Source organism: Candidatus Binatia bacterium (assembly GCA_036493895.1).
Classification (GTDB): Bacteria; Desulfobacterota; Binatia; order UBA1149; family CAITLU01; genus DATNBU01.
The window spans coordinates 1-22688 of sequence record DASXOZ010000037.1 but is presented as its reverse complement, the minus strand read 5'-3'; the positions used below and the strand labels follow the sequence as shown (position 1 = coordinate 22688).

General features: G+C 67.3%; 19 protein-coding genes, 1 tRNA gene and 1 pseudogene. 3 read left to right on the top strand and 18 right to left on the bottom strand.

Annotated features, from left to right (window positions below; translation table 11 throughout):
- Positions 1-2 precede the first annotated feature (2 nt).
- The 7 genes and pseudogenes from VGK20_09615 to VGK20_09585 all read right to left on the bottom strand — a co-directional run bounded on the left by VGK20_09615 (position 3) and on the right by VGK20_09585 (position 6094).
- Complete coding sequence (locus VGK20_09615) at positions 3-1241, bottom strand: cyclopropane-fatty-acyl-phospholipid synthase family protein (GenBank protein HEY2774294.1); 1239 nt, start codon at positions 1239-1241, stop codon at positions 3-5.
- 333 nt (positions 1242-1574) lie between these two features.
- Positions 1575-2297, bottom strand: coding sequence for a DUF1566 domain-containing protein (locus VGK20_09610; protein ID HEY2774293.1), 723 nt, complete (start codon positions 2295-2297; stop codon positions 1575-1577).
- Positions 2298-2490: 193 nt separating this feature from the next.
- Positions 2491-3978 (bottom strand): polyphosphate:AMP phosphotransferase, encoded by a 1488-nt coding sequence (gene pap, locus VGK20_09605; GenBank protein ID HEY2774292.1) that lies wholly within the window; start codon positions 3976-3978, stop codon positions 2491-2493.
- A 94-nt stretch (positions 3979-4072) separates the two neighbouring features.
- A complete protein-coding gene (argC, locus tag VGK20_09600) occupies positions 4073-5101 on the bottom strand; it encodes an N-acetyl-gamma-glutamyl-phosphate reductase (protein ID HEY2774291.1) in 1029 nt (342 codons plus the stop codon).
- A 16-nt stretch (positions 5102-5117) separates the two neighbouring features.
- Positions 5118-5495 (bottom strand): annotated as a pseudogene (rpsI, locus tag VGK20_09595) (30S ribosomal protein S9).
- 41 nt (positions 5496-5536) lie between these two features.
- Positions 5537-5980, bottom strand: a complete 444-nt coding sequence (gene rplM / locus VGK20_09590; protein HEY2774290.1) for a 50S ribosomal protein L13 — start codon at positions 5978-5980, stop codon at positions 5537-5539.
- A gap of 37 nt (positions 5981-6017) precedes the next feature.
- A tRNA-Asp gene (locus VGK20_09585) sits at positions 6018-6094 on the bottom strand.
- Positions 6095-6288: 194 nt separating this feature from the next.
- On the opposite strand from VGK20_09585, the gene VGK20_09580 reads away from it, so the two are divergent.
- A complete protein-coding gene (locus VGK20_09580) occupies positions 6289-7908 on the top strand; it encodes an AMP-binding protein (protein HEY2774289.1) in 1620 nt (539 codons plus the stop codon).
- Between the two features lie 2 nt (positions 7909-7910).
- On the opposite strand, the gene VGK20_09575 is transcribed toward VGK20_09580, so the two are convergent.
- Positions 7911-9485, bottom strand: coding sequence for an AcvB/VirJ family lysyl-phosphatidylglycerol hydrolase (locus tag VGK20_09575; protein HEY2774288.1), 1575 nt, complete (start codon positions 9483-9485; stop codon positions 7911-7913).
- A 290-nt stretch (positions 9486-9775) separates the two neighbouring features.
- On the opposite strand from VGK20_09575, the gene mprF reads away from it, so the two are divergent.
- A complete protein-coding gene (mprF, locus tag VGK20_09570) occupies positions 9776-12361 on the top strand; it encodes a bifunctional lysylphosphatidylglycerol flippase/synthetase MprF (GenBank protein ID HEY2774287.1) in 2586 nt (861 codons plus the stop codon).
- A 74-nt stretch (positions 12362-12435) separates the two neighbouring features.
- Here the strand turns inward: mprF and VGK20_09565 are convergent, their stop codons facing one another.
- From VGK20_09565 to VGK20_09535, 7 genes are all read right to left on the bottom strand, one after another.
- Complete coding sequence (locus VGK20_09565) at positions 12436-12660, bottom strand: (2Fe-2S)-binding protein (GenBank protein HEY2774286.1); 225 nt, start codon at positions 12658-12660, stop codon at positions 12436-12438.
- 106 nt (positions 12661-12766) lie between these two features.
- Positions 12767-13759, bottom strand: a complete 993-nt coding sequence (locus VGK20_09560) for an FAD:protein FMN transferase (protein HEY2774285.1) — start codon at positions 13757-13759, stop codon at positions 12767-12769.
- A complete protein-coding gene (locus tag VGK20_09555; protein ID HEY2774284.1) occupies positions 13756-14283 on the bottom strand; it encodes a hypothetical protein in 528 nt (175 codons plus the stop codon). The genes VGK20_09560 and VGK20_09555 overlap by 4 nt, the downstream gene beginning before the upstream one ends.
- 3 nt (positions 14284-14286) lie before the next feature.
- Positions 14287-14862: an FMN-binding protein gene (locus tag VGK20_09550; protein HEY2774283.1), complete on the bottom strand. Its 576-nt coding sequence runs from the start codon at positions 14860-14862 to the stop codon at positions 14287-14289.
- Entirely contained in the window at positions 14852-16402 is a 1551-nt protein-coding gene (locus tag VGK20_09545; protein HEY2774282.1) for a hypothetical protein, read from the bottom strand. The genes VGK20_09550 and VGK20_09545 overlap by 11 nt, the downstream gene beginning before the upstream one ends.
- A gap of 168 nt (positions 16403-16570) precedes the next feature.
- The gene (locus VGK20_09540) at positions 16571-17782 is read right to left on the bottom strand and encodes a hypothetical protein (protein HEY2774281.1); all 1212 of its coding nucleotides are present in this window, start codon (positions 17780-17782) and stop codon (positions 16571-16573) included.
- 146 nt (positions 17783-17928) lie between these two features.
- Positions 17929-18306, bottom strand: coding sequence for a hypothetical protein (locus tag VGK20_09535; GenBank protein ID HEY2774280.1), 378 nt, complete (start codon positions 18304-18306; stop codon positions 17929-17931).
- Between the two features lie 223 nt (positions 18307-18529).
- Between VGK20_09535 and VGK20_09530 the strand changes: the two genes are divergently transcribed.
- Complete coding sequence (locus VGK20_09530) at positions 18530-19570, top strand: AraC family transcriptional regulator (GenBank protein HEY2774279.1); 1041 nt, start codon at positions 18530-18532, stop codon at positions 19568-19570.
- A 29-nt stretch (positions 19571-19599) separates the two neighbouring features.
- Here the strand turns inward: VGK20_09530 and VGK20_09525 are convergent, their stop codons facing one another.
- From VGK20_09525 to VGK20_09515, 3 genes are all read right to left on the bottom strand, one after another.
- Positions 19600-20694 carry an adenylate cyclase regulatory domain-containing protein gene (locus tag VGK20_09525; protein ID HEY2774278.1) on the bottom strand — a complete coding sequence of 365 codons (1095 nt, stop codon included), beginning with the start codon at positions 20692-20694 and terminating at the stop codon, positions 19600-19602.
- 101 nt (positions 20695-20795) lie between these two features.
- Complete coding sequence (locus VGK20_09520) at positions 20796-21965, bottom strand: PatB family C-S lyase (GenBank protein ID HEY2774277.1); 1170 nt, start codon at positions 21963-21965, stop codon at positions 20796-20798.
- A gap of 175 nt (positions 21966-22140) precedes the next feature.
- The coding region (locus VGK20_09515) for a winged helix-turn-helix domain-containing protein (protein ID HEY2774276.1) at positions 22141-22688 on the bottom strand (548 nt) is incomplete at its 5' end.

Genomic DNA, 22688 nt, shown 5'->3' with positions numbered 1-22688 from the left:
CGTCAGCCCGCCGCGTAGATGTCGGCGCGAGTGGGCGGCACCGACGAGACGGCAGGACCCGCGAAGAGCACCTGGAAGAGCTGCATCGATCCGACGCGGAACGCCGCCACCGACCCTGCCAGGTACAGGCGCCACGTGCGGACGAACCTCTCGTCGAACATGCGCCGGATCTCGGGAAGCGACCGTTCGTAGCGCGCCAGCCAGTGCTCGAGCGTCCGCGCGTAGTGGGGCCTCAGGTTCTCGACATCGAGCACCACCAGCCCGTTCGGCTCGAAAATCTCCATCATCTGCTGCAGCGAAGGCACGTAGGCACCGGGGAAGATGCGGCGGCGGATCCACGCGTTGATCGGCGCGGGCCGGTGGCGGCCGATGGTGTGAAGGAAACCGCGACCGTCGGGAGCGAGCACGCGGCGGATCAGGTGGCCGAGATCGCGGTAGCTGCGCAGGCCGACGTGCTCGAGCATGCCGACCGAGACGAAGGCGTCGCAGCGCCCGTGCGCAGCCCGGTAGTCGTCCTCGATGAACTCGACGCGGCCGGCCAGACCCTTGCGCATGGCCAGGTCCCGTGCGTACGCGACCTGCTCGCGCGAAAGGTTGAATGCGCGCACCGTGACGCCGTAGTGCTCGGCCATGTGCAGCGCGAGCGCGCCCCAGCCGCAGCCGGCCTCGATGACGCGTTCGCCGGGCCCGAGCCGCAGCTTTCGACAGACGTGGTCGAGCTTGGCTGTCTGGGCCTGCTCCAGCGTCGCATCGGTCGTCGGGAAGTACGCGCAGGTGTAGACCATCTGCGAGTCGAGCCAGAGCTTGTAGAATTCGTTGCCGAGATCGTAGTGGTGGTGGACGTTGTCGCGCGAGCGGGACGGATCGATCCGGTGGATCTGGTCGAGCGTGCAGTCGATCGCATGGGCCACTCCGCGCGGCTCTCCCGTGGCGCGAAACAGCTCACACACGGCATCCGGCAAGGCACCCTCGACATCGAGGGATCCTTCGGCGTAGCACTCGCCGAAGTTGAGCTGAGGGTTCAAGATCAATCGGAACAATGCGCGACGCGAATGGATGCGCACCGTGAGCCCGTCGCCGGGTCGGGCCTCGGACAGTTCGGTGCCGTCCCAAAGCACGATGCGCAGTGCGGCGTCGCGCAAAGCCCTCGCCAGCAGCGCAGCGGCGGCCCGATCCGCGACGGTGAGCCGATCGGGGGTAGACGAAAGATCCGAAACGGAATGTCCGATGCCAGTGCCCATGGCAGCCTCCGGTGGCGGGTGTCCTGCAGTCATTCGCGGAGACGATGCTAGCAGCGGCCGTTTTCGACGGCCTAGTGGGAAACCCGGAAAAATCCTTCCTCTCTCCCCCACAGGCGCCACTGGCTCTGCCGAAGTGGTGACAGTGCGCACCCTGCAGTGAATCAGGTCACCTGAGAGCGCCGCCACTCGCGCAGGACCGCGCGACGCACGCAGGAAGCTCCGGCTCGCGGCACAGCGGCTCGACGCGGTGCACCGGCCGCTCCTGCAGCCTCGCCGCCGCCCTCGCTGCGCATCTGCACCGCCTGCCGCGCACCCGCGACTCCGCGGACAGGATCAGGATCCGCCGCGTACCGCGCGTGCGAAATTGAGATTGTCGGTCTTCGTGTCCGTGTCCGTATAGCCGTTGGTGAAGTCGATGAACCAAGCCTCGCTGGTGGTGTCCACGTAGGTGGTCGAGCTCCAGTACCAGTCGGAGGTCGTGCAGCTGCAGGTCGTGACGCTGCATCCGGCAGAGCAGGCGGTGCGGAACTGGCTGGCGATGGCCGGCTGCGAGGTTCCGACCATCATCAGCGTCTGAAGCTCGTCGAGGTTCGGCAGGCGCCAGTCGTTGTGGCCTGCAAAATTGCCCGCATTGAGCGAGGCCACTTTCCCGAGCGCGTTGTTCCAGGTGTAGGTGTTGTCCTTGTCATGGATGCTGCCGTCGTCCGACAGTTTTTCCCACGTGAGACCGGTGGCGTTGTCGGTGATCGTCCCGTCGCCGTTGTCCGTGTACGAGCGCGCGGCTCCTTTCTGAAGCTGGCCGTCCTCACCGGAATCGTCGCAGGCGATCTGGCCGCCGGCCTGGTCGTAGCAGGTCGTCTGTCCTGTCTTCAGGGGCCCGCCTGCCCCGCTGCACTGAAGGTTGACCGACTGGCCTACCGAAGCCTTGAGCACGGCCAGGGCATCGCCCGCCGTCAGCGTTCCGCTGCCGTTGACGTCGCCGCAAACTGCGGACGCCTGTGTCGCCGCACACAGTACGAGGGAAACGGTGCAGAAAACCGTCGCAAATCTTGTCATCACGAAAACTCCCTTGGCCGCCGCGATGACGACGGCCGAATCGGGTCGCAGGCAGCCTTGCCCGCGCCGCGGCCGACATATGCAGCATGCGCGGCGGCTGTAAAGCCCCCGTCCGGAGAGTTTTCGCGCGAGAGTGACGAGTACAGGCTGCGGGAAACCCCTCCCGTCGGCCCGGCGTCGTTCCGCAAACCTGCTAGCCGGCGTGTTTGATGCCGCGCTCGATGGCGCGACAGAGAGTCTTCAGCACCTTGATCCTGGCATGCAGCTTGTTGTCGGCCTCGACGAGGGTCCACGGCGCCTCCTCGGTGGAGGTGCGGTCGACCATGTCACAGACGGACTGCTCGTAGGCGTCCCATTTCTCGCGGTTGCGCCAGTCTTCGTCGGTAATCTTGAAGCGCTTGTGAGGAATCTCCTCGCGCTCCTGGAACCGGCGCAGCTGCTCTTCCTTGGAGATCGCCAGCCAGAACTTGACGAGCACCGTTCGCGCCGAAACCAGCGCGACCTCGAAGTCGTTGATCTCGCCGTACGCGCGCATCCACGCCTCTTCCGGGCAGAAACCCTCGACGCGCTCGACCAGCACGCGGCCGTACCAGCTGCGATCGAAGATCGCGATGCGCCCCCGATGCGGAAGCTGGCGCCAGAAGCGCCACAGGTAGGGCTGGGCTCTCTCTTCGTCGGTCGGCGCGGCGACCGGGACGGGACGGATGCGGCGCGCGTCGATCGCCGCGGTGACGCGGCGGATCGCACCGCCCTTGCCTGCCGCGTCGTTGCCTTCGAACACTGCGACGACGGACATCCTTCGAAATGCGGGCTCCCGCGACAGCAGGTTGAGCCTGCCCTGCCACTTCTCGAGCAAACGCGCGTACTCGTCTTCGGCCATCGGCCGGGCGAGCTGGAGCGAGCGGATGACGTTGTTGCCGTCCACCGACGGCACGAGCGGCGGAGGCTCCGGAGCGACCGGCCCGCTTTTCACTTCGAGACGCGTTCGCATCGTGCCGAGCAGCGTGGTGCCGACCGTCATCGCGCGGTAGCGCGGATCGCTGCCGTTGACGACGTACCACGGCGCCTGCGCCGTCGACGTCTTGCGAATGTAGTGCTCGGAGGCCTTGGCCAGATCGTCGTAACGATCGAACAGGTCCCATTCGCCCGGACCGACGCGCCAGCGCGTCGCCTTCTTCGATTCGAGGTCGCGCAGGCGCTTTTTCTGCTGCTCGCGCGTCAGGTGGAACCAGAACTTGACGAGCAGCACGCCTTCGTCGGTCAGCATCTTTTCGAATCGCTGCACGCCGGCGATCGCGCCGTCGAACTCGGCGCCGGAGCTGCGGCCGAATGCGCGGTCGAGGATGTGGCGGCTGTGCCAGGCGCCGACGAAAATCCCGATGCGCCCTTTCGGCGGCAGCCTCTGCCAGAACCTGTACAGGTAAGGACGCTCGCGCTCCTCGTCGGCCTCCGCATCGAAACCGTGCGTGAGGATGTGGCGCGGATCCATCCACTCGTTGAGCAGATGCACCGTCTCGCTCTTGCCGGCCCCTTCGACGCCGGCAATGACGATGAGCACCGGAAACCGCTTCTGGCGCAGCAGCTCCATCTGGGCGGCCAGGAGCTGTTCGCGCAGCTCCGGCTCCTTCTGCTTCCATGCCTCTTTGTCGATCTCGTGCGCGATGTCTGCCGTCTCGAACACGCCGCGAGTCTACTGACCGCGCCGGCCCGTACAAGCTCTCCAACCCGCGGCCCGAAGCCCGACGGCGGCTCGCGGGTGCCTGCCTGGAGACCCGCTAAGGGAGCGCGGGGAGAAGCTCGAGACCGGTCGTTTCGGGGACGCCGATCATGCAGTTCAGGTTCTGGACTGCCTGCCCTGCCGCGCCTTTTCCGAGATTGTCGATTGCCGACAGGAGGACCACGCGACCGCTCTCCGCGTCCCGTACCCAGGCGATCTCGACCATGTTGGTTCCGCGCACCGAGCGCGGCTCGGGCATCGCCCCGCCTTCGAGAAGGCGCACGAACGGCTCGCCGTCGTACGCCGCGTGAAGAAGCGCACCGACGTCGGTTCCCTCGGCGACGTCCACGTAGGTGGTCGTCAGGATGCCGCGCGCGATCGGCAGCAGCTGAGGCGTGAACAGCACGCTGTGCCTTTGCGCTGCCGCGAAGGAAAGGTGCTCGGCGATCTCCGGCTGATGCCGGTGCTTGCCGACGCTGTACGGGCGGATGTTTTCGGTGACCTCGGCAAAGAGCTGGTCGACCTTGGCGGCACGGCCCGCGCCGCTCGTGCCCGACTTCGAGTCGACGACAACCGGGCCGCGGATAGTGCGTGCCAGCGGAAGAAGCGGCATCAGTGCGCTCGTCGGGTAGCAGCCGGGATTGGCGACCAGTCGTGCACCGGCGATGTTCTCCCGGGCGTGCTCGACCAGGCCGTAGACCGCCTGCGCAGCAAGCTGCGGCGCACCGTGCTCGCCGTACCATTTCGCGTAGACGTCGAGGTCGCGGAAGCGGAAGTCCGCGCCGACGTCGATCACCCGTACGCCCTTGTCCACCAGCGTCTGGACGACGGGAGTCGAGGCACCGTGCGGCAGGCACGTGAACGCGAAATCGACGCGCGGGGCGATGCCGCCGGCGTCGACGGCCTCGAGCTCGAGCCCGAGAAAGCCGAGCGTTCGATGCACGTCACCGAGGGAGCGGCCGGCGGCCTGCTCCGAAGTGACGACTTCGATCCGGACGTTGGGGTGGCGCGAGAGAAGTCGGACGAGCTCGGCTCCCGAGTAGCCTGTCGCACCGACGACGGCCACTCGTACGAGCGTGGCTTTCATCATCGACTCCCGGCGATTATCGCTTCGAGTACTGCGGACGCTTGCGGGCCTTGTGGCGGCCGTACTTCTTGCGCTCGACCACGCGCGAATCGCGCGTGAGGAACCCGGCGCGCTTGAGCGCCGGCCGAAGCTCGGGCTCTGCATCCACGAGCGCGCGGCAGATGCCGTGGCGGATCGCGCCTGCCTGCGCGGCGACGCCGCCTCCGGTGACGGTGACTCGCACGTCGTAGCCCGTCGGCCTGCCGATCAGCTCGAACGGCTGCGCGATGATCATGCGCAGCGTAGGCCGCGGCAGGTAGTCTTCGATCTGGCGGCCGTTGATCGAGATGTTGCCGCCGCCCGGGCGCACCCAGACCCGCGCGATCGCGCACTTTCGCTTGCCGGTTGCCAGGGAGTTGTCGGTCGTAAGTGCCATGGTCGATTCCCGCGCGGCGATCAGACCGCGAGCTGGTGGGGCTGCTGGGCGACGTGGGGATGCTCGACGCCGGCGTAAATCTTGAGCTTGGTGGCCAGCTGCCTGCCCAGGCGGTTGCGCGGCAGCATGCCGACGACGGCCTGGCGGACGAGCTTGGCCGGATCGTTGGCCAGGATGTCTCCGGCCGACCGCGCCTTGGTGCCTCCGGGATAGCCGGAGTGCGTGTAATGGATCTTGCCCCGGGCCTTGTTGCCCGTGATGCGGATCTTGTCCGCATTGACGATGACGACGAAGTCGCCGCAATCGACGTGGGGGGTGAAAGCCGGGTTGTGCTTGCCCCGAAGAATCCCGGCGACCCGCGTGGCCAGGCGACCGAGCACCTGCCCGTCCGCGTCGATGAGGTACCACTGGCGCGCGGCAAGCGCCTCTTCGACCGTCAGGCTTCTGGTGACCTTCTGCTGCATATGCACCTATTCGTTGTCCCACGACCCGGTAAGAAAGTGGCGGGGCCGACGAGACTCGAACTCGCGACCTCTGGCGTGACAGGCCAGCGTTCTAACCGACTGAACTACGACCCCTTACCTTAAAGGGCCGGGTGGTGAACAACCGAGCCAGCGTGCATAACAGACGACTGCGGGGCGATCAAACTCCCGCCCCGCCGCCGGGAGGTCCCCGAAAAACGCGCGGAAACTGCGAATGGGTCCTGGAGCCGCAGCGGCCCGGCACGCGCCCCCTGTTCCCTTGTTCGCGTGGCTCGCGTAGGAAGCGCCGGATGAGCCTGCGCGGTACCGGGCAGGGCGGCTCCGTCGCCCGCTTCCTCGAAGTATTCGAAGTTCTCGGCGCAGCCGGGATCCTGCGACCGACCTTCCTCGGCGGCCTGGCAAAGTTCGCCGGCAAGTACGGCTCGATGCCGGCTGCCGGATTTGCCTCTTCCGCAGCGAGGCGCCCCGCAGACGTCGGCCTCGTCGACGAAGTGGGGCCGCCGATGACGTTCGGCGAAATCGAGGCGCGCACCAACGCGATCGCGCGCGGGCTCGCGTCGGCCGGCGTGCGCTGCGGCGAAGCGGTCGGGCTTTACGCGCGCAACCATCGAGGTTTCGTCGAAGCGACGGTCGCGCTGAACAAGCTCGGCGCGAACGCGTTGCTGATCAACACCGGCTTTGCCGCCCCGCAGCTGCACGAGGTCCTCGAGCGCGAGGGCTGCAGTGTCGTGATGTTCGACGAAGAGTTCCTGCCGATCATCGAGAAGGGCGCCGGAGATCGCACGCGCATCCTCACGCTGTCGAGCGCCGATCACGGCATCACGACGATGGACGACCTCGTGCGCATGCACAGCGCCGCCGAGGTCGAGCCGCCGCCGAAGCACGGCCGCATGACCATCCTGACTTCCGGAACGACCGGCACGCCCAAGGGCGCGCGGCGCCAGGCGCGTCGCACCGGCCTCGATTCGCTCGTCGGGCTGCTCGGCCGCATGCCGCTCCGTGTCGGCGAGAAGTCCTACGTCGCCGCGCCGGCATTCCACTCGTGGGGCGGCGCTCACCTGCTGCTCGGTTCGATGCTCTCGAACACGATCGTGATGCGCAACCGCTTCGACCCCGAGGACACGCTGAAGACGATCCACGAGCACAAGCCGCAGGTGCTCGCCGTGGTCCCGGTGATGATGCAGCGAATCTGCGCTCTCGAAGACGACGTGATCCGCCGCTACGACTGCCGCTCGCTCCGCGTCGTCGCGGCCAGCGGCTCGGCGCTTCCCGGTGAGCTGGCGCTGCGCTGGATGAACACGTTCGGCGATCACGTTTACAATTTCTACGGCTCCACCGAGGTCGCCCAGGCCAGCATCGCGATGCCCGACGAGCTGCGTGCCGCGCCTGGAACCGCCGGCCGTCCGCCCCGCGGCACCAGGGTACGGATCCTGGACCCGGAAGGATGCCCCGTCGGCACAGGAGTCATCGGCCGCATCTTCGTCGCCAACGACAACCAGTTCGACGGCTATACCGGCGGCGGCAACAAGGAAGTCATCGACGGCCTGATGTCCAGCGGCGACGTCGGGCACTTCGACGACGACGGGCTGCTGTTCGTCGACGGCCGTGACGACGACATGATCATCTCGGGCGGCGAGAACGTCTTCCCGCGCGAAGTCGAGGATCTGCTGTCGGACCATCCGGCGGTGCGCGAAGCGGCGGTCATCGGCGTGCCGGACGACGAGTTCGGGCAGAGGCTCAAGGCTTACGTCGTCAGCGAGAACAACGGTTCGATCACCGACTCGGAGCTGAAACTGTACGTCAAGGAACACCTCGCGCGTTACAAGGTGCCGCGCGACATCGTCTTTCTCGACGAGCTGCCGCGCAATCCGACAGGCAAAGTGCTCAAGCGCGTGCTGCGCGACCTGTAAGCTTACGGCTTGGGCGGCGCGGGCGATCCGGGCGGCGGCGCCACGGCCGCTCCGGGCTGCGGCGCCACAGCCGATTCGGGCGGCGACGCCACAACCGATTCGGGCGACGGCGCGGCCGGCGCGGGTGACCCCGGAAACGGTGGCGGCGTCAGGGCCAGTCCGACGCCGCGGCGCGCGAGGCCGGCGAGAATGCGGCCGGCCAGCGCCTCGTAGTTGCCGTCGAAATGGTGCTCCCCCTGGGTCTTGATGACTTCGATCTTCGTCGGATCCAGCGCGGGGCACCCGCTGTCGTCTTCTTCCTCTCCGTAGAAGCACTGGATCAGCGCAGGCGGGATCTTCGCCATCTCGTTGCGCAGCGGCAGCGCCTTGTCGGAGGACTTGCCTCCGAGCCATCCGGTGACGCGGATCTCGAAATCCGCAGCGTCCGACAGGCCGAGCAGCGAGAGCATCTTGATGTGATCGCGCGTCGGCTGGTCGAAGCGGTTGTACGCGAACGGAATCACGTCGGCGCCGAAGGAGTAGCCGACGAGCGCCACGGCCGGAGCCTGCCAGTCGCGGCTGTAGCTCGTGACCACGTCGGCGAGATCCTTGGCAAGGTCGTCGGGAGACTTTTCGTTCCAGAAGTAGCGCAGGCTGTCCCAGCCGATGACGTTCAGCCCGCGATCGTGAAGGCTGCCGGCAATGGTCTTGTCGAGGTCCCTCCATCCTCCGTCACCGGAAAGAATGATGACCAGTGGCGCAGCCTGAATCTTCGAGCGCATTTCGACGACGTAGGCCGCAGCGGCGTGCGCAGGCTGCGGCTCGGCAAGGTGCGCCGTGACGAGCTCGATGAGCAGGCTCGTCGCGTCTTCGGCGGCTGCCAGCGGCTTGGTCGCCCCCGCCTCGTCGCGATCGACCTGGATGCCGGGGCCGTCCTTCTGGATCGCCAGAATGTGGCTGCGACCGGCGGCATCGGCCGCGGGCGAAAAACCGATCGACAGGAATCCCGGCAACGACTCCGCAGCGGCGTAGCGGAAGCCCGAGGGGCCTTTGGAGAACGTCGCACCCTCGCAGAGCGGCAGCCGCGTGCGCAGCGTCTCGGTGGGATCGACCGCCACGGACCCGGCCACGGTCGCATCCGGAGTCTGGGCCAGCGCGGCCGTCACCAGCGTGCCGCCTTCACCCAGTCCGGCCATGATCGGAGAGAAGTAGCGCTCGACGCCGAGCTGGCGCTGGACCTGCTGGCTGAGCGCTTCGATCTCGCTCAGGAGGTACAGGCATTCGCCGTCGTGCTTGTCGAGGGCCGCACGGTACTGGGGAAGATCGACACCGATCACGATCGCGCCGCGGCTCGACAGGACGGTGGCGGCGGCAACTTCTCGGGCACCCCACCCCTGGGCGCCCGAGAACAGGAACACCAGGCCACGCGACGGCCCGGTGGCCGGGCGCAGGTCGATCCTGCCGAGCCTTCCGGTATCGAGCGCCGGCTCGGCGGCACCGCCCCCGCAGCCCGACAGCAGCGCGAGCACCAGGCCGATGCACGCGGCCGGCTTCCCGATCGCGCGTCGAAGCCGGATCGATCCTGAGTACGCCGTCATCCTGCGTAACCCACCTTATCTTTTGTGCGCGGGCAACTGACGTTTTCGAAGGCGACTCCCACGATGCTCGCGTGGGCCCCATCGCCCTCGCCATCGGCCCCTTCCCCGGGCGAGACGCATCACAGGCTTTCGCCTCTGCAGAGCGGCAACCGCATAATTGCCGATGCTGCGACGGCGGGGACTCGCGTGAGAAAGGGGCCGGCGGGACGCCGGCCTGCTCGCGCACACGCCAGTCGGCGTGGAACCGGCTCCGGTGCCGGGCTCGCGCCGCCGCCGCCGCCGAATTCGCCATGGATGCTCCGCACCCGATGATCTTCGGCACCCGTGTGCGCCGCGTGATCGGCGTCGCAGCCAGCCTCGTCATCGTCGCGGCGGCCGCGTGGGCCGTTCGCGATGCGATGCGCGAGTACCACTACGAGGACCTGCGCGCGTCGATGTCGACGCTGCCGCCGCTGCAGATCCTCCTGTGCCTGCTGCTGTCGGCAGGCGGTTACTTCGCGCTCACGGGCTACGACACGCTGGCCGGCGTCTACGTGCGCAGCCACCTCGGCTGGACGCGAACGGCGCTGACGTCGTTCATCAGCTACTCGGTCGGCCACAACGTCGGCTTCGGCAACCTGGCCGGAAGCTCGATCCGCTACCGGCTCTATTCGTCGTGGGGAGTACCGGCGGCCGACATCGCGCGCATCATCGTGTTCTGCACGACGGGATTCTGGATCGGATTCCTGTCGCTGGCCGCGATCGTGTTCCTCATCGAGCCTGCCGCGTTTCCGCCGGTGCGCTTCCTGCCGGAGATGCACGACACGCGTTACCTCGCGCTGGTGTTCGCTGCGCCGGTGCTCGCGCTGCTCGGATGGTCGGCAATCCGCCGCACCCCGCTGAGCATCCGCGGCATCGAGCTGTCGCTTCCGACACCCGACATCGTCAGTGCACAGATCGTCTGCGGCATCTTCGACTGGGGACTGGCGGGAAGCGCGCTGTACTGCGTGATGCCGTCGACGCTCGCCATCGGCTGGGCACCGTTCCTCGCGTGCTACCTGTTGTCGACCGTGGTCGGCCTCATCAGCCACGTCCCCGGCGGCCTCGGAATCCTCGAGTCGATGATGCTCCTTCTGCTTGCGGGCAAGGGAGCGACGAACGCAGCGATCCTGGCCAGCGTGCTGGTCTTCCGCGTCTGCTACTACCTGGTTCCGCTCGGGGCCGGCTCGCTGCTGCTGCTGTGGCACGAGGCAAAACGCCAGCGGCGCACCATCGGCGGCGTGCTCGCGCCGGCCGTCCAGGGCATCGCCTCCATCGCGCCGTCGTGGCTCGCCATCGGCTCGTTCGCCGGCGGTGTCGCGCTGCTGTTCGCGGGCGCCGAGCCGCCGATCAACTCGCGGTTCCGGACTCTCGGCGCGCTGCTGCCGCTGCCGATCATCGAGCTCGCACACTTTACCGCGAGCATTGCCGGCACCCTGCTGCTTCTCGTCGCGCACAGCCTGCAGCGACGCCTCGACGCGGCGCTTCGCTTCGGCAGCTGGGCACTGGCCCTCGGCGCCATCTCCGCGATCCTGGCGGCCGCCCACATCGAGCTGGCCGCGTTCCTGCTCGTGCTGCTCGCCGCGCTCCGCCTCGGGCGCGACAGCTTCTACCGGAAGTCCGCGCTGCTCAACGAGCCTCTGACCGCTCCGTGGGTCGCGGCGGTGCTCGTCGCATCGCTGACCGCAGTGGCGCTCGGCTTCGTCGCGTTCGAGAGCGTGCACTACCGCAAGGAGCTGTGGTGGGAGTTCGCGCTGCACGCGCACGCGCCCCGCTGGATGCGTGCGAGCGTCGGCACCAGCGTCGTGCTGCTCGTGTTCGCGGTGCTGCGGCTGCTGCGCGCAGCGCGAGTACAGCCCCAGCTTCCGGCCCAGGCCGACCTCGACGACGCGCGCCGCGTGATCGCGACGACGTCCGGCACCAGTGGAAACCTGGCGATGCTTCGCGACAAGGTGTTGTTGTTCAACCAGACGCGCACGGCGTTCCTGATGTACGGCGTCAACGGGAGATCGTGGGTCACGATGGGAGACCCGGTCGGTCCCGAGGAAGAGTGGTCCGACCTCCTGTGGAGCTTCCAGAGCCTCGCGGACGATTTCGACGCACGCTGCATTTTCTACGAGATCGGCTCGAGGCGCATCGACCTGTACCTCGATCTCGGGATGTCGCTGTTCAAGCTCGGCGAGGAAGCGCGCGTGGACCTTGCGGCGTTCGCACTGGACGGCAAGGAAGGAAGCGAGTTCCGCCGCGTGCGCCGCAACCTCGAGCGCGACGGCTATCGCTTCCGCCTGATGCCGCAGGAAGAGGTTGCGCGGCGCCTTCCGGAGCTGCGGCAGATCTCCGACGAATGGCTCGAAGAAAAAGCGGCCGCCGAGAAGGGATTCTCGCTCGGCTTCTTCGACGAAGCGTACGTGTCGGAAAACCCGTGCGCAGTCGTCGAACGGGCCGACAAGTTGTGCGCGTTCGCGAACCTCTGGCTCGGCGGCACCGCCGAAGAGCTGACGATCGACCTGATGCGCTACACGAGGGACTCGCCCAACGGGCTGATGGACTACCTGTTCACGTCGCTGATGCTCTGGGGCCGCGACAGCAACTACAAGTGGTTCAGCCTCGGCATGGCGCCGCTCGCAGGACTCGACGAGTACGCGCCCGGAACGCTGTGGGCCGCTGCCGGCCGACTCGTCTACCGCTACGGCGAGCACTTCTACAACTTCGAAGGGCTGCGCCGCTACAAGAACAAGTTCGATCCGGAGTGGACGCCGCGCTACCTCGCTTGCGCGACGGCGTGGCAGTTGCCGCAGGCGCTGGCAGACGTGACGGTGCTCGTCAGCGGGGGGATCCGCAAGGCGATTTCAGGCTGACGAGGAAGCGCGCGGATGTTCGGCGCGAAGTGCTCGCGCAGGTCGCAACTCGCAGTTGGCGGGGCGCAGTGGAATCAGACGGCGACGGCGAGATCGTCGGCAGGGGTGGCCGCCTCGGCCGAGGCTTCGGCCCTGGCGACGGCGGCGCCCTTGAGGATGCGGGCGATGGCGGGACGGCAGCTCTGGCAGCAGCCTCCTGCTCCGCAGACGGCGGTCACCTGGGAGACGCGGGTGGCGCCACGGCGCGCAATGCGGCGGATTTCCGCGTCGCTGGTACCTGTGCATTCACAAACGATCATGTCTCTTTTTCCGAGGTGCCGAGGTGCCGAGGGCCGCTTCTCCGGCTGACCCAAGTATGGGGAATTTGATTTTCGTTTTCAACTAAAATCTTACATCCCCGGAATCTCAGTCCTTTCCCGCGTGTTTTTCCCTGGGTTTTCCCCGGATGAGGCCCATCCCCGGGGAGACCGCGGTTCCGGAGCCACCCTCCACGAGAGACTCGACCGAGCGGGCCCGTGCCGCGGCCATCCCGCCCGGGCCGAGCACGACGAGCGCGGTGGACCACGCGTCGGCCGCCGCCGCCGAGCGGCACCTCACGGTTGCCAGGCGCGGCGCCGGCACCGGCATCCGGCTGCGCGGGTCGAGGATCGGCTTGGTGTCGGCGGCGCCGGCGACAGAGGTGGACACCGACTCGTCACGCAGGCGCAGCACGCCGTGAGGCGTCGCGCCGAGCGAAGCGACTGCCACCGTCCAACCCCGCGGGTCTCCGGGCGACACGCCGACGGCCGTCTGGCTCGACCCGCCGAAATCGAGGAACGCCGAACCAATGCCGTGGGCCTCGAGCATTTCCACGATGGCATCCAGCGCGAGCCCCTTGCCGATCGCGCCGGGATCGAGCGCGCTGCCCTTCTCGAGCGATGCCGTCGATGGCGAGAGGTGCAACGTGTGGGCGATTCCGCGCAGCACGGTCGCGGGGTCTCCGCGATCGGGAAGGATCGCGACCTCGGGCTCGAATGCGCCGGAGGTCTCGGCGGCGTATTCGAGCATCGACGCGAGCCCGAAGCGCAACCGCGAGCCAACGGCAATGTCGCCGCTGCCCGCAGCGCGGTTCAGCCGCGCGAGCTCGCCGCTCTCACGCCAGATCGTCAGTGCCTCGTCCCAGCGCCTTGCTTCGTCGATGGACGCGGCGGCGAGCGATTCGGCCTCGTCGCGATCGTTCGCCACGACGGTCACGGTCAGCACCGTGCCCATGACGACCTGGCCCTGGCGTGCGACGGCCGCTCCGGCCAGCGTCGCGCATGAAGAGATGGCGAAGAGAGTGGCCGTCGCGACGAAAGCCGCTCGAGCCAGTCCGCGCGCGGCTGCCCCGTCCACCGCGCGCCACGGCGCGAGGTTCATTCTTCGAATTCCGCCTGTGCTTCCGGATCGCCTTCGGTGTAGGCACTCGGCTGGTCGAACAGCAGCGCGCGCACGACCAGGACCATCAGCACGAGCAGCACGCTCTGCATGAGCACGAAGAAACCGACCTTGACGATCGCGAAGTGCGGACTGACGAAGCGCACGCCCCAGCCCGCCAGCTCGTCACCGACTCCGGAGACGAATGCCGTGCAGATTCCCCACGCCTTGGCGCGCATCGGGATCGGCACGAACAGCAGCAGGTGCGTCAGCGTCAGCAACAGGATGCCCATCGCGAACGCGTGCATGTGCAGCACTTCGAGCATGCCCTGCAAGGTGCGCGGTTGCAGAAAAGCCGCGTCGTTGCCGAGGTAGTAATCGACGACCGATCCCGGCGCGAGCGTCATCTTCGAGAAGTACATCCCGAAGTTGCTGATCCACAGCAGCAGCGTGTAGCCGAGGAAGCACCAGACGATCGACTTGAGGAGATGGTTGCGCGTCCACTCTCCGGTAACGACGAACCGCATCGCTTACTTGCCTCCGATGACGACGTTCCAGACGGCCAGCACGCGGCGGATGCCCGAGGTGACGGCATGGGTCGACAGCGTCGACCCGGTGATCGCGACGACGCCGCTGCCGACCTTGAGGTCGTCCCCGAGTTTCCTGTCCTTGAATGTCGCCAGCCAGCGGGGGCTGGGCATGTATTCTTCCGGCTCGTGGAAAGCCAGGATGTGCGTGGCCACGACGGCTCCTTCGGGAGAGATCACGACGAGGAACGTCTCGGGAAAGGTCCTCACCGTGTGCGTGTCGAAGATCGCGTACGCCGCGGGCGTCGTGCCTTTCCAGCCGACATAGATCGTCACCAGGTCCGAATCCAGCGGCGCCGCGGCCAGCGCTTCGATCTTCTTGTGCTGCTCCACGGTCAGGATCACGTCGCGCGTCTCGACGCGGTCGGCGTCGGGGAACGCGAGCTTGAGCGCTTCGTCGCGCGCGAGGAAAATCCTGGCCGGGCACGGCGTCGCGAGCGCGGCGAACGTCGCGATCGTGGCGATGGTGGCGAGCACGACCGCCTCGAAGCCGAAGCCTGCGGTTCGCTCAGTACGCAAATCCCGCTCCGACGTGCACTTCATCGGGAAGCTTGCCGTGATGGGGATCCTGGTTGCGGTAGTCCACCTTGAAGACGAGCTGGGGCACCGGCTTGTAGTCGAGACCGACCTCGAAGACGTCGTAGTCGCCGAGAGGATCGGACGTGAAGCCCGACGGCACCTGGCTCTGGGTGTCGATCCGCGAGTAGCGCAGCCACGGCGCCAGGTACTGTCCCGAGTCGGGCCGCAGCAGCGGCATCACGTCGTACGCGGCTTCGCCGTACCAGCCGAACTGGCGACCGGCTACCGGCCGGCTCGGCGACTTCGGGTCGACGACGCCCGGATTGATGTTCTCGTCGAGGCTGAGCGCCAGCGCGTCGCCGACGTCGACCCAGGCGCCGAGCAACCTCAGCTCCAGGCCGTGGGTGCGAAGCTGCGCGTGGGTCTCGTAGACCTGCGTGAACACGTCGGCCTTGCGCAGCCCGCTGACCGAATTGCCATAGCTGTGCCCCTGTCCCGAATCGCCGACGTAAGCCGATCCGCCGATCGTCAGCATCGCGATCGGATTGTAGTCGACGCGCCCTACCCAGCCCCAGTTCTTCGCGTTTTCGGTGCCTTCCTGGCGGCCCTCGCTGATGCCGTCCGCCGAGAATCCACTGGCGTCCAGGCCCACCACCGCGTACGTGCGGTACGTCAGTGCCGGCGCGAGCTCGCCGAAGACGCCGACGCCGCCGGAGCTCCACGTCGACGGCAGGATCTGCACCTCGACCGGGGGCCTCAAGTTGCCGTGATAGAACGGGGGCTCGTGGATCTCGTTGATGAAACCGACCGGCATCAGCATCAACCCGGCGCGCAGGTTGATGCGAGGATCCAGCAGCGCATCGACGTTGGCGAACTCGACGTGCACTTCGCCGTCGCCGTCGCGAGCCGTCAGCCCGTGTTCGAACTCGACCTCGGAGTTGAAGAGGAATCGGTCGCTGAACTTGTAGCCGGTGTAAAGGACCAGCCTTGCCATGTCGAACTTGTCACTCTGGCCGCTTCGATCGGAGACGACGCCCTCGTAGTTGTACTCGCCGTAGCCGCCGATCGAGACTCCGCGCGTGACGCTGTAGACCTTGGACGCTGCCGGGCCCTGCCCGTACGCGCTCTTGAGCTCCGTCGTCTCCGGCACGACGAGCGCTTCCTTGATCTTGCGCACCTCCTCGGTGATCACGTTCTGCTTGCGCTCGACTTCGTCGACGCGAGTCGCCTCGGCGGCAGCAGGCGCAACATTCGTGGAGGCATCGGCCGGCGCAGTCACTGCGGCGGGTAGCGCCGGGGAACCCGCGACGGCCGCTTTCCTCGCACCGGGCGCGCCGTTGCCGAGCATCGCCTTCAGCTCGTTCATCTCCTGGTTCATCTCGGCCTGCTCGCGGGCCATTGCGGCCTGGCGCTTCTCGAGATCCTCGAGCTTGCGGCGGATTTCGGCGTCGTCGGCCAGTGACGGCACGGCAGGCAGCGCAACGAGCGCCAGCGCGACGAGGCCGGTCCACGCCATCGAGGATATGGAGCGCAGGTTCACGACAGGTTCCCTCCGGGAGAGCGGCTCCCCCCGTTTCTGATTTTGAAAACTATATTCAATTAGACGCCAAAAGGTCAAACCGAAGGAGTGCACGCTCGCCCGCGCGGCGGCGGCGAATTGCCGCTGCCTGCGAAGTGACTGCAAAAACCGGGGATTACGGGCGTCCGCTCAGACCTGACGCTTGCGCACCGACCAGATGAAGCCGTCCCACCAGAAGTGGCAGATCGAGACCGTCAGCACGGACGCCACAGCCAGGCGCCCCATCGTGAAGCTCCCGATCGTCGAGAGAGTGTTCGGCACCAGCCACGACCAGACGCCGTAGGCCGCCGGAACGACGACGAACAGAGCCAGCGCCAGCGGCTTGGCTTGCTTGCGCCCGGCCAGCCCGAACACGCGCTGGATGTTGCCGTTCTCGATCGTCCACACCAGGCCGAAATACTGGAAGGCGTGGAAGAAGTTCATGATCAGGAACGCGGTGCCTGCGGGGTTGAGCCCCCACACCGTCACGGAAGTCACTGCCGTGCTCGCCAGCAGCGCGACTTTCTGCGGCGACACCGTGTAGCCGTCCCGCGCCATTCGCGCGTAGCTCGCGATGTAGAAGACCACGTAGGCGCAACCGACCGGGATGATCCAGTGCTGGATGTTCGATGCGTTCTGCTGCGCCCAGGCCGTCAGGCCGGACAGCGCGTAGACCGGCGCCGGCAGGCCCGGGTTCGCAGCTTTCTGGAAACTCTCGATGTGCGCCATGAACGACGCACCCGAGAGAATGGGGCCGGCGTACAGGAAGAGATTCAGGAAATAGTCGAGGCGACGCCCGCGCTGGCTGTCGTTGCCTTTCCTGCTGTCATAGATGCGGCCGAGCCCGAACGTCTGCAGGCTCGAGTGATACACGTCCCACCACACTCCGAGGATGGCCATGAGGACGGTGACCCACAGCGAGGACCACATCGCGACGAGCATCATCGCCGGTGCGAGCACGAAACGCCCTGGATAAAGTCGGAAGATCTTCGGATTGGCGTGGCTGCGGAAGAAGACCAGGAACAGGTGCGCCATCGTCAGGACGCCGACGAAGAACGTCGCGGGATGCTCGTAGTGGGTGCCGATGTGGTGCGGCCCGAGAGCGTTCGGGAAGAACGGGAACAGCAGCGAGTACAGCGCCATCAGCAGGACGCCGAGCACGGGCGACAGGATGAAGAAGACGTTGTCGAACAGCGCGCTGACGATGTAGCCGTCGGTCGCCTTGACGGCGCTGGCCGCGAGGATGCGCGCGTCTTTCCAAGTGCCAATATTGCCGATCGCGCCAATCGCACCGCCGACAGCGCCGACGCTGGCGATCGGAGGCGCGACGTCGGCGATCGCGTCCGTCGAAACGACACCCATCGATTTCTCCCCTCTCCTGCCGGCGCCCGCAGCCGACAGGAACCGTGGGGCGCCGGGGGCAGCCCCGGGACAACCCGCACTCGGCGAGTTTTACTCCCGGACCCCCGGCTGCGCCAGCGAAGAAACGTGAGAATCGTCCCGGACCATCAACCCTGCACGCCGGCCACCGGACGCGCCGGACGGCGGCATCGGGCCGGCTCCCGGCGGATCCTGATCGGCCCCGGAGCCGCGAGGCCGGTTTGACGGCGGAGCTGGCGCAGCCCGGCACGAATGTACTCGGCATCCAGGTGCAGGGTTTCGCAGATGCTCTCGAACGAAAACGGCGAGTCGCTGTCCCGGCTTCGCAGCCACTCCTCCACTTCCTGCATGCAGCGGCGGCGGATCGGGTTTCGGGAGTTCATGCCGGCATGAAGCGTCATCACGGCGTCCTCGAGCACGGCCAGCATCAGGCGATGCTCGGGTTGCAGCGCACCGTCGAGCGCCGTGGAAAGGTCGAATTCCTGAGTGGCAGCGGAAACGAACATGGCGAGGCCCCCTTCGGCGAGCGCCCCGCGCAAGTTCTCGTTGTCACGGGGGTTTCGCGACTGCGGCCACCATTGGCCGGCGCAGGGACAAGCTAGGCCCAAGGGGGTAGGCAGGCTTGACCGTCCCCGCCACACGCTTGATCGCCGGCGCCAACCGGCCTACAGCCCGGTGCCGGGGACCCACCCGGGAGCTCCGGGCCGGATTCGTGCGCAGCCAGCCGCCATGATCGGGACTTTCCTCGCTTCGGAGATCCGCCTGCTGCTTCGCGTGCTCGAGCGCCGGCGCATCGATCCCGCCCCGATCCTGAAGCACGCCGGGCTGAACCCCGCGCTGATCGACCAGCCCCGTGCCCGCTATCCGTCCGACCGCGTCATCGCCGCGTGGGGCCGCGCTGCCGAAGTCGCAGGCGATCCCGACCTCGGGCTGGAATTCGCCGAGGTGTACCGCGCGACCGATTTCCACGGCATCGCCGTCGTGTTCATGGCCAGTGCGAACCTGCGCACGGCGCTCGAGCGCCTCGTGCGCTACCACGCCGTCCTCAACACGTCCGTGAAGCTTCGCCTGGAGCACGCCGAAAACCGCACGCACCTGTACTGCAGCACGCTTCGCTGCGACGACGCCGTACGGCGGGTGATCGAGGAAGGACGAGCCGCGGTCGTCGTGGACCTGTGCCGCTCCTCGCTCAGCGAGACGGTGAATCCGGCGCAGGTGACGTTCACGTACCCGCGCCCCGACGACTGCTCGGCGCTCGACGGCTTCTTCCACTCCTCGTTCGTGTTCGCTGCCGAGGAGTGGCGCCTCTCGTTTCACGCCGAAGACACGACGCGTCCTTTTCTCGCTTCCAACCGCGAGCTGGCGCGCAGCAACGACCACGTGCTCGACGAAATGCTCAAGCGCCTGCAGGAAGACGACCTCGTGTCGCGCGTCAAGCGCGCCGTGATCGACGAGCTGCCGTCGGGAACGCCCTCGGAAGAATCGATCGCGAAGTCGCTGGCGCTGAGCGGGCGCTCGCTGCAGCGCCGCCTTCACGACGAGCACACGAGCTTCACCGAGCTGCTGTCTTCGGTGCGGCGCGACCTGGCCGAGCAGTACGTGCGGGATCCGCACGTGCCCGTTACGGAGATCAGCTACCTGCTGGGTTTCTCGGACCTCTCGTCATTCTCGCGGGCGTTCAAGCGCTGGACCGGGACTTCGCCTGCAAGCTGCCGGCATCGCGGCCCCGGCAGCGGGCCCGGCCGCGTCGCAGGCGGCTCCGCCGCCTGAGCTCGCGCAACGGCGCGAAGCGGTCGACATCATTTCGCGCGGGCAGCGGTCATCAGCGCAATCGGCGCGTCGAATCCCTTCAGCATGCGTTTGCCGGCTGCCTCGAACGATAGCGCGCCGCCGGTCGCGAGGGACGCGACCTCCGCCGTCACCAGCAATTCGTTCGGCACGGCGATCTGTGCCACGCGCGAAGCGAGATTGACGATCGGTCCGTAGTAGTCGCCGCCGCGCACGAGCATGTCGCCGTAAGCGATTGCACCGCGCGGCGTGACACCTCCGTCGAGCGCAAACCTTTCGAACAGCGTCAATGCGATGCTGCACGCCGCCTCCGTGCTGCGCGTCACGAACATCACCTCGTCGCCGATCAGCTTGACCAGGCGCCCGTCGTGCATCGCGACGACGTCGTAGGCGATGTTCTCGAAGCGGCTGACGAGGAGGTCGAGCTCGTGTGCGTGGATGTCGCGGGTGATCGTCGTGAAACCGACGAGGTCGACGAATCCGACGGCGAACCGCACGGCGTCGGGGGAGCGGGAGAGCCGGGCTTCCCGGATGCGGCGTATCGCCGTTTCCATGTGGACCGCGAACAGGTTGTGGAGCAGCGAGCGGACGTTGCCGAGGTTCTCGATTGCGGTCAGGTTCTGCTGGGCGAGGTGGAGCTCCGAGGCGCCCGAGTCGATCAGCTTCTGCTCGACTTCGGCCTGGAACAGCGAAACTGCCGCCTCCGCGATGCGCGCCATCGACGAGCCGACGACGCGCGTGAAGCGCAGAACCGCGTCCCGGCCGAACATTCCTGCGCCGCCCATGAAAGCTGCAAAAACCGACGTGTCCGCTTCGGTGAACGTTGGCTCGTCCGGATCGGCCGGAGCAAAGCCCGATGCGAGCGAAAGCGTCATCACGTCTTCGAGCGCGATCGCCTCGCGTTCGGCCACCTCGCGCGGCGAAAAGCGGGGACCGGGTCTGAGCGCGAGGTCGCCGGCGAGACCGGAAAGGCCCTTTGTGTGCCGGGTCATCTGTTCGAGCGTGATTCCCCTGGCGACGAGCCAGCCTAGCAGCGCCAGGCGACCGGCGGCGTCGGGAGCGGCCGGATCGTACAGCCCGGCGTCGATGAAATCCTTCTCTTCCATTTCGTCCCGCGCTTATGCCGCTGGCCGTTGCAACGCAAAACCGCGACGGCGCCGCGTCCGCGCCCGACCGACGCCGGGCCCGCCGCGCCTGGGCCTGTCGTTCACCGGACTTGCCCGGCCTTTTCGATCGCGCCGTCGAGGCGCGCGAGAATCTCGCGAAGAATCGGCCGCGACGTTGCGAAGTTCAGGCGCACGCAGCCGCGCCCGGCCTCGCCGAAATCCTCGCCCGGCGACAGCAGCACGCGCGCACTGTCGAGAAAGTACCGCTGCGGGGAGCGGCCGAGCGCGAGCGCGCCAAAGTCGAGCCACGCGAGGTACGTCGCTTCCGGTGCAAAGTGCACGACTCCGGGCCAGCAGCTGCCGGCGTGGTCGGCGACCAGGTCGCGATTGCCCTGCAGGTAGGCGAGCACTTCGTCGAGCCATGGTTGGCCTTCGGTCCATGCGGCAGCGGTCGCCGCGAGCCCGAACGAACCGAGGCCTCCGCGAGCGTGGCGATGAATGCGGTTGAAACTCTGCTGCAGCTCGGGGGTTCCGAACACCGCAACGGCACAGCGAAGACCGGCGATGTTGAACGCCTTGCTCGCCGACGACAACGTGATCGTACGCGCGGCGATCTCGCTGCCGAGGCTGGCCATCGGTACGTGCGCACGGCCCGGGTACACGAGATCGGAGTGGATCTCGTCACTGACGACGACGAGATCGCGCTCGAGCGCGATCTGCGCCAGCGCCGCCAGCTCGCTGGTCGTCAGCACCCGTCCCGTCGGATTGTGCGGATTGCAGACGAGCAGCATCCGCGTCGCGGGCTGCAGCTCGGAGCGAAGCCGTGGAACGTCGATCCGGTAACCGTCGCCGCTCGCAACGTAGCGCTGCCACACGGCCACCCTTCCCTGCCCTTCGACTGCTTCGAGGAACGGCGGGTAGATCGGCAGCGGAGTGATGATCGAGTCCCCCGCCTCGCTGAACGTATCGACGGCCAGGTGCAGGGCCTGCACGACGTCGGTCACGACTTCGACGCGCTCGGGGTCGAAGTCCCAGCCGAAACGCTCGCGCATGCGCGCGGCGAAGATCGAAGGCAGGGCGCCGGGTCGCGGAGCGACGGGGTAGCCGAGGTCGGAGCGTTCGAGCATCTGCGAGAGCGCGCGCGCGATCGGCTCGGCGACCGGGAAGTCCATGTCGGCCACCCACGCCGCAATCGCGCCGTCGTCGCAGTCGGCCCACTTGACGCCGCCGAGACGGCGCAGCGCCGCGATGTCGAGGTCGTCCATGTCCATCACCGGGGAGTTTAGCAGGTTGCGCAGAAACCCCGGACCGAGGTTCGTGCGGCTGGCTGGTTGCGGCCGGCGCCGTGCCAGCGCGTGCATCCGCGGCGCCGCTGCAGGGTCGCTTCCGGGCGTGCGACTGGCGGATCGCGCATGGCTTGCAACAGCCCCCGGGCTCCCGTCCCGCTCAGCCCGGACTGGGCGGGGCGGCAAACTGGTCCGCGATCCGCAGCCGGTATCCCACGCCGGTCTCGGTCAGGATATGCGTCGGTCGCTCCGGCTCCTGCTCGAGCTTCTGCCGGAGCTGGCGCACGTAGATCCGAAGGTACTGCACGTCGGTGGGAGTGCCCCAGACTTCCTGGATGATCATCTTGTGGGTGAGCACCTTGCCGGCATGCAACACGAGCAGCCGCAGGATGTCGTATTCCTTTGGCGAGAGGTGAACCTGTTCACCGCGGATCGTGACCACCCGGTGGACGAGATCCACCTTGAGATCGCCGCTCTCGAACAGCGGCTCCGCGCCCTGCTGCTGTACCCGGTGTCGAAGCGCCGTGGTGATACGCGCGACGAGCTCGGACATCCCGAACGGCTTCGTGACGTAGTCGTCGGCGCCCCGGTCCAGAGCTTCGACCTTGCCCTTCTCGTCTCCGCGGCTCGACAGCACGATGATCGCAACTTTCGACTCGGCGCGGATCCTGCCGATCAGATCCATTCCGTCGACGTCGGGAAGACCGA

What these genes read in the sequence shown, in the direction of transcription:
- VGK20_09615 (HEY2774294.1), bottom strand. Translation starts at nt 1,241, where the DNA reads ATGGGCACTGGCATCGGACATTCCGTTTCGGATCTTTCGTCTACCCCC.
- VGK20_09610 (HEY2774293.1), bottom strand. Translation starts at nt 2,297, where the DNA reads ATGACAAGATTTGCGACGGTTTTCTGCACCGTTTCCCTCGTACTGTGT.
- argC (HEY2774291.1), bottom strand. Translation starts at nt 5,101, where the DNA reads ATGAAAGCCACGCTCGTACGAGTGGCCGTCGTCGGTGCGACAGGCTAC.
- rplM (HEY2774290.1), bottom strand. Translation starts at nt 5,980, where the DNA reads ATGCAGCAGAAGGTCACCAGAAGCCTGACGGTCGAAGAGGCGCTTGCC.
- VGK20_09580 (HEY2774289.1), top strand. Translation starts at nt 6,289, where the DNA reads ATGAGCCTGCGCGGTACCGGGCAGGGCGGCTCCGTCGCCCGCTTCCTC.
- VGK20_09575 (HEY2774288.1), bottom strand. Translation starts at nt 9,485, where the DNA reads ATGACGGCGTACTCAGGATCGATCCGGCTTCGACGCGCGATCGGGAAG.
- mprF (HEY2774287.1), top strand. Translation starts at nt 9,776, where the DNA reads ATGGATGCTCCGCACCCGATGATCTTCGGCACCCGTGTGCGCCGCGTG.
- VGK20_09565 (HEY2774286.1), bottom strand. Translation starts at nt 12,660, where the DNA reads ATGATCGTTTGTGAATGCACAGGTACCAGCGACGCGGAAATCCGCCGC.
- VGK20_09560 (HEY2774285.1), bottom strand. Translation starts at nt 13,759, where the DNA reads ATGAACCTCGCGCCGTGGCGCGCGGTGGACGGGGCAGCCGCGCGCGGA.
- VGK20_09555 (HEY2774284.1), bottom strand. Translation starts at nt 14,283, where the DNA reads ATGCGGTTCGTCGTTACCGGAGAGTGGACGCGCAACCATCTCCTCAAG.
- VGK20_09540 (HEY2774281.1), bottom strand. Translation starts at nt 17,782, where the DNA reads ATGGGTGTCGTTTCGACGGACGCGATCGCCGACGTCGCGCCTCCGATC.
- VGK20_09535 (HEY2774280.1), bottom strand. Translation starts at nt 18,306, where the DNA reads ATGTTCGTTTCCGCTGCCACTCAGGAATTCGACCTTTCCACGGCGCTC.
- VGK20_09530 (HEY2774279.1), top strand. Translation starts at nt 18,530, where the DNA reads ATGATCGGGACTTTCCTCGCTTCGGAGATCCGCCTGCTGCTTCGCGTG.
- VGK20_09525 (HEY2774278.1), bottom strand. Translation starts at nt 20,694, where the DNA reads ATGGAAGAGAAGGATTTCATCGACGCCGGGCTGTACGATCCGGCCGCT.
- VGK20_09520 (HEY2774277.1), bottom strand. Translation starts at nt 21,965, where the DNA reads ATGGACATGGACGACCTCGACATCGCGGCGCTGCGCCGTCTCGGCGGC.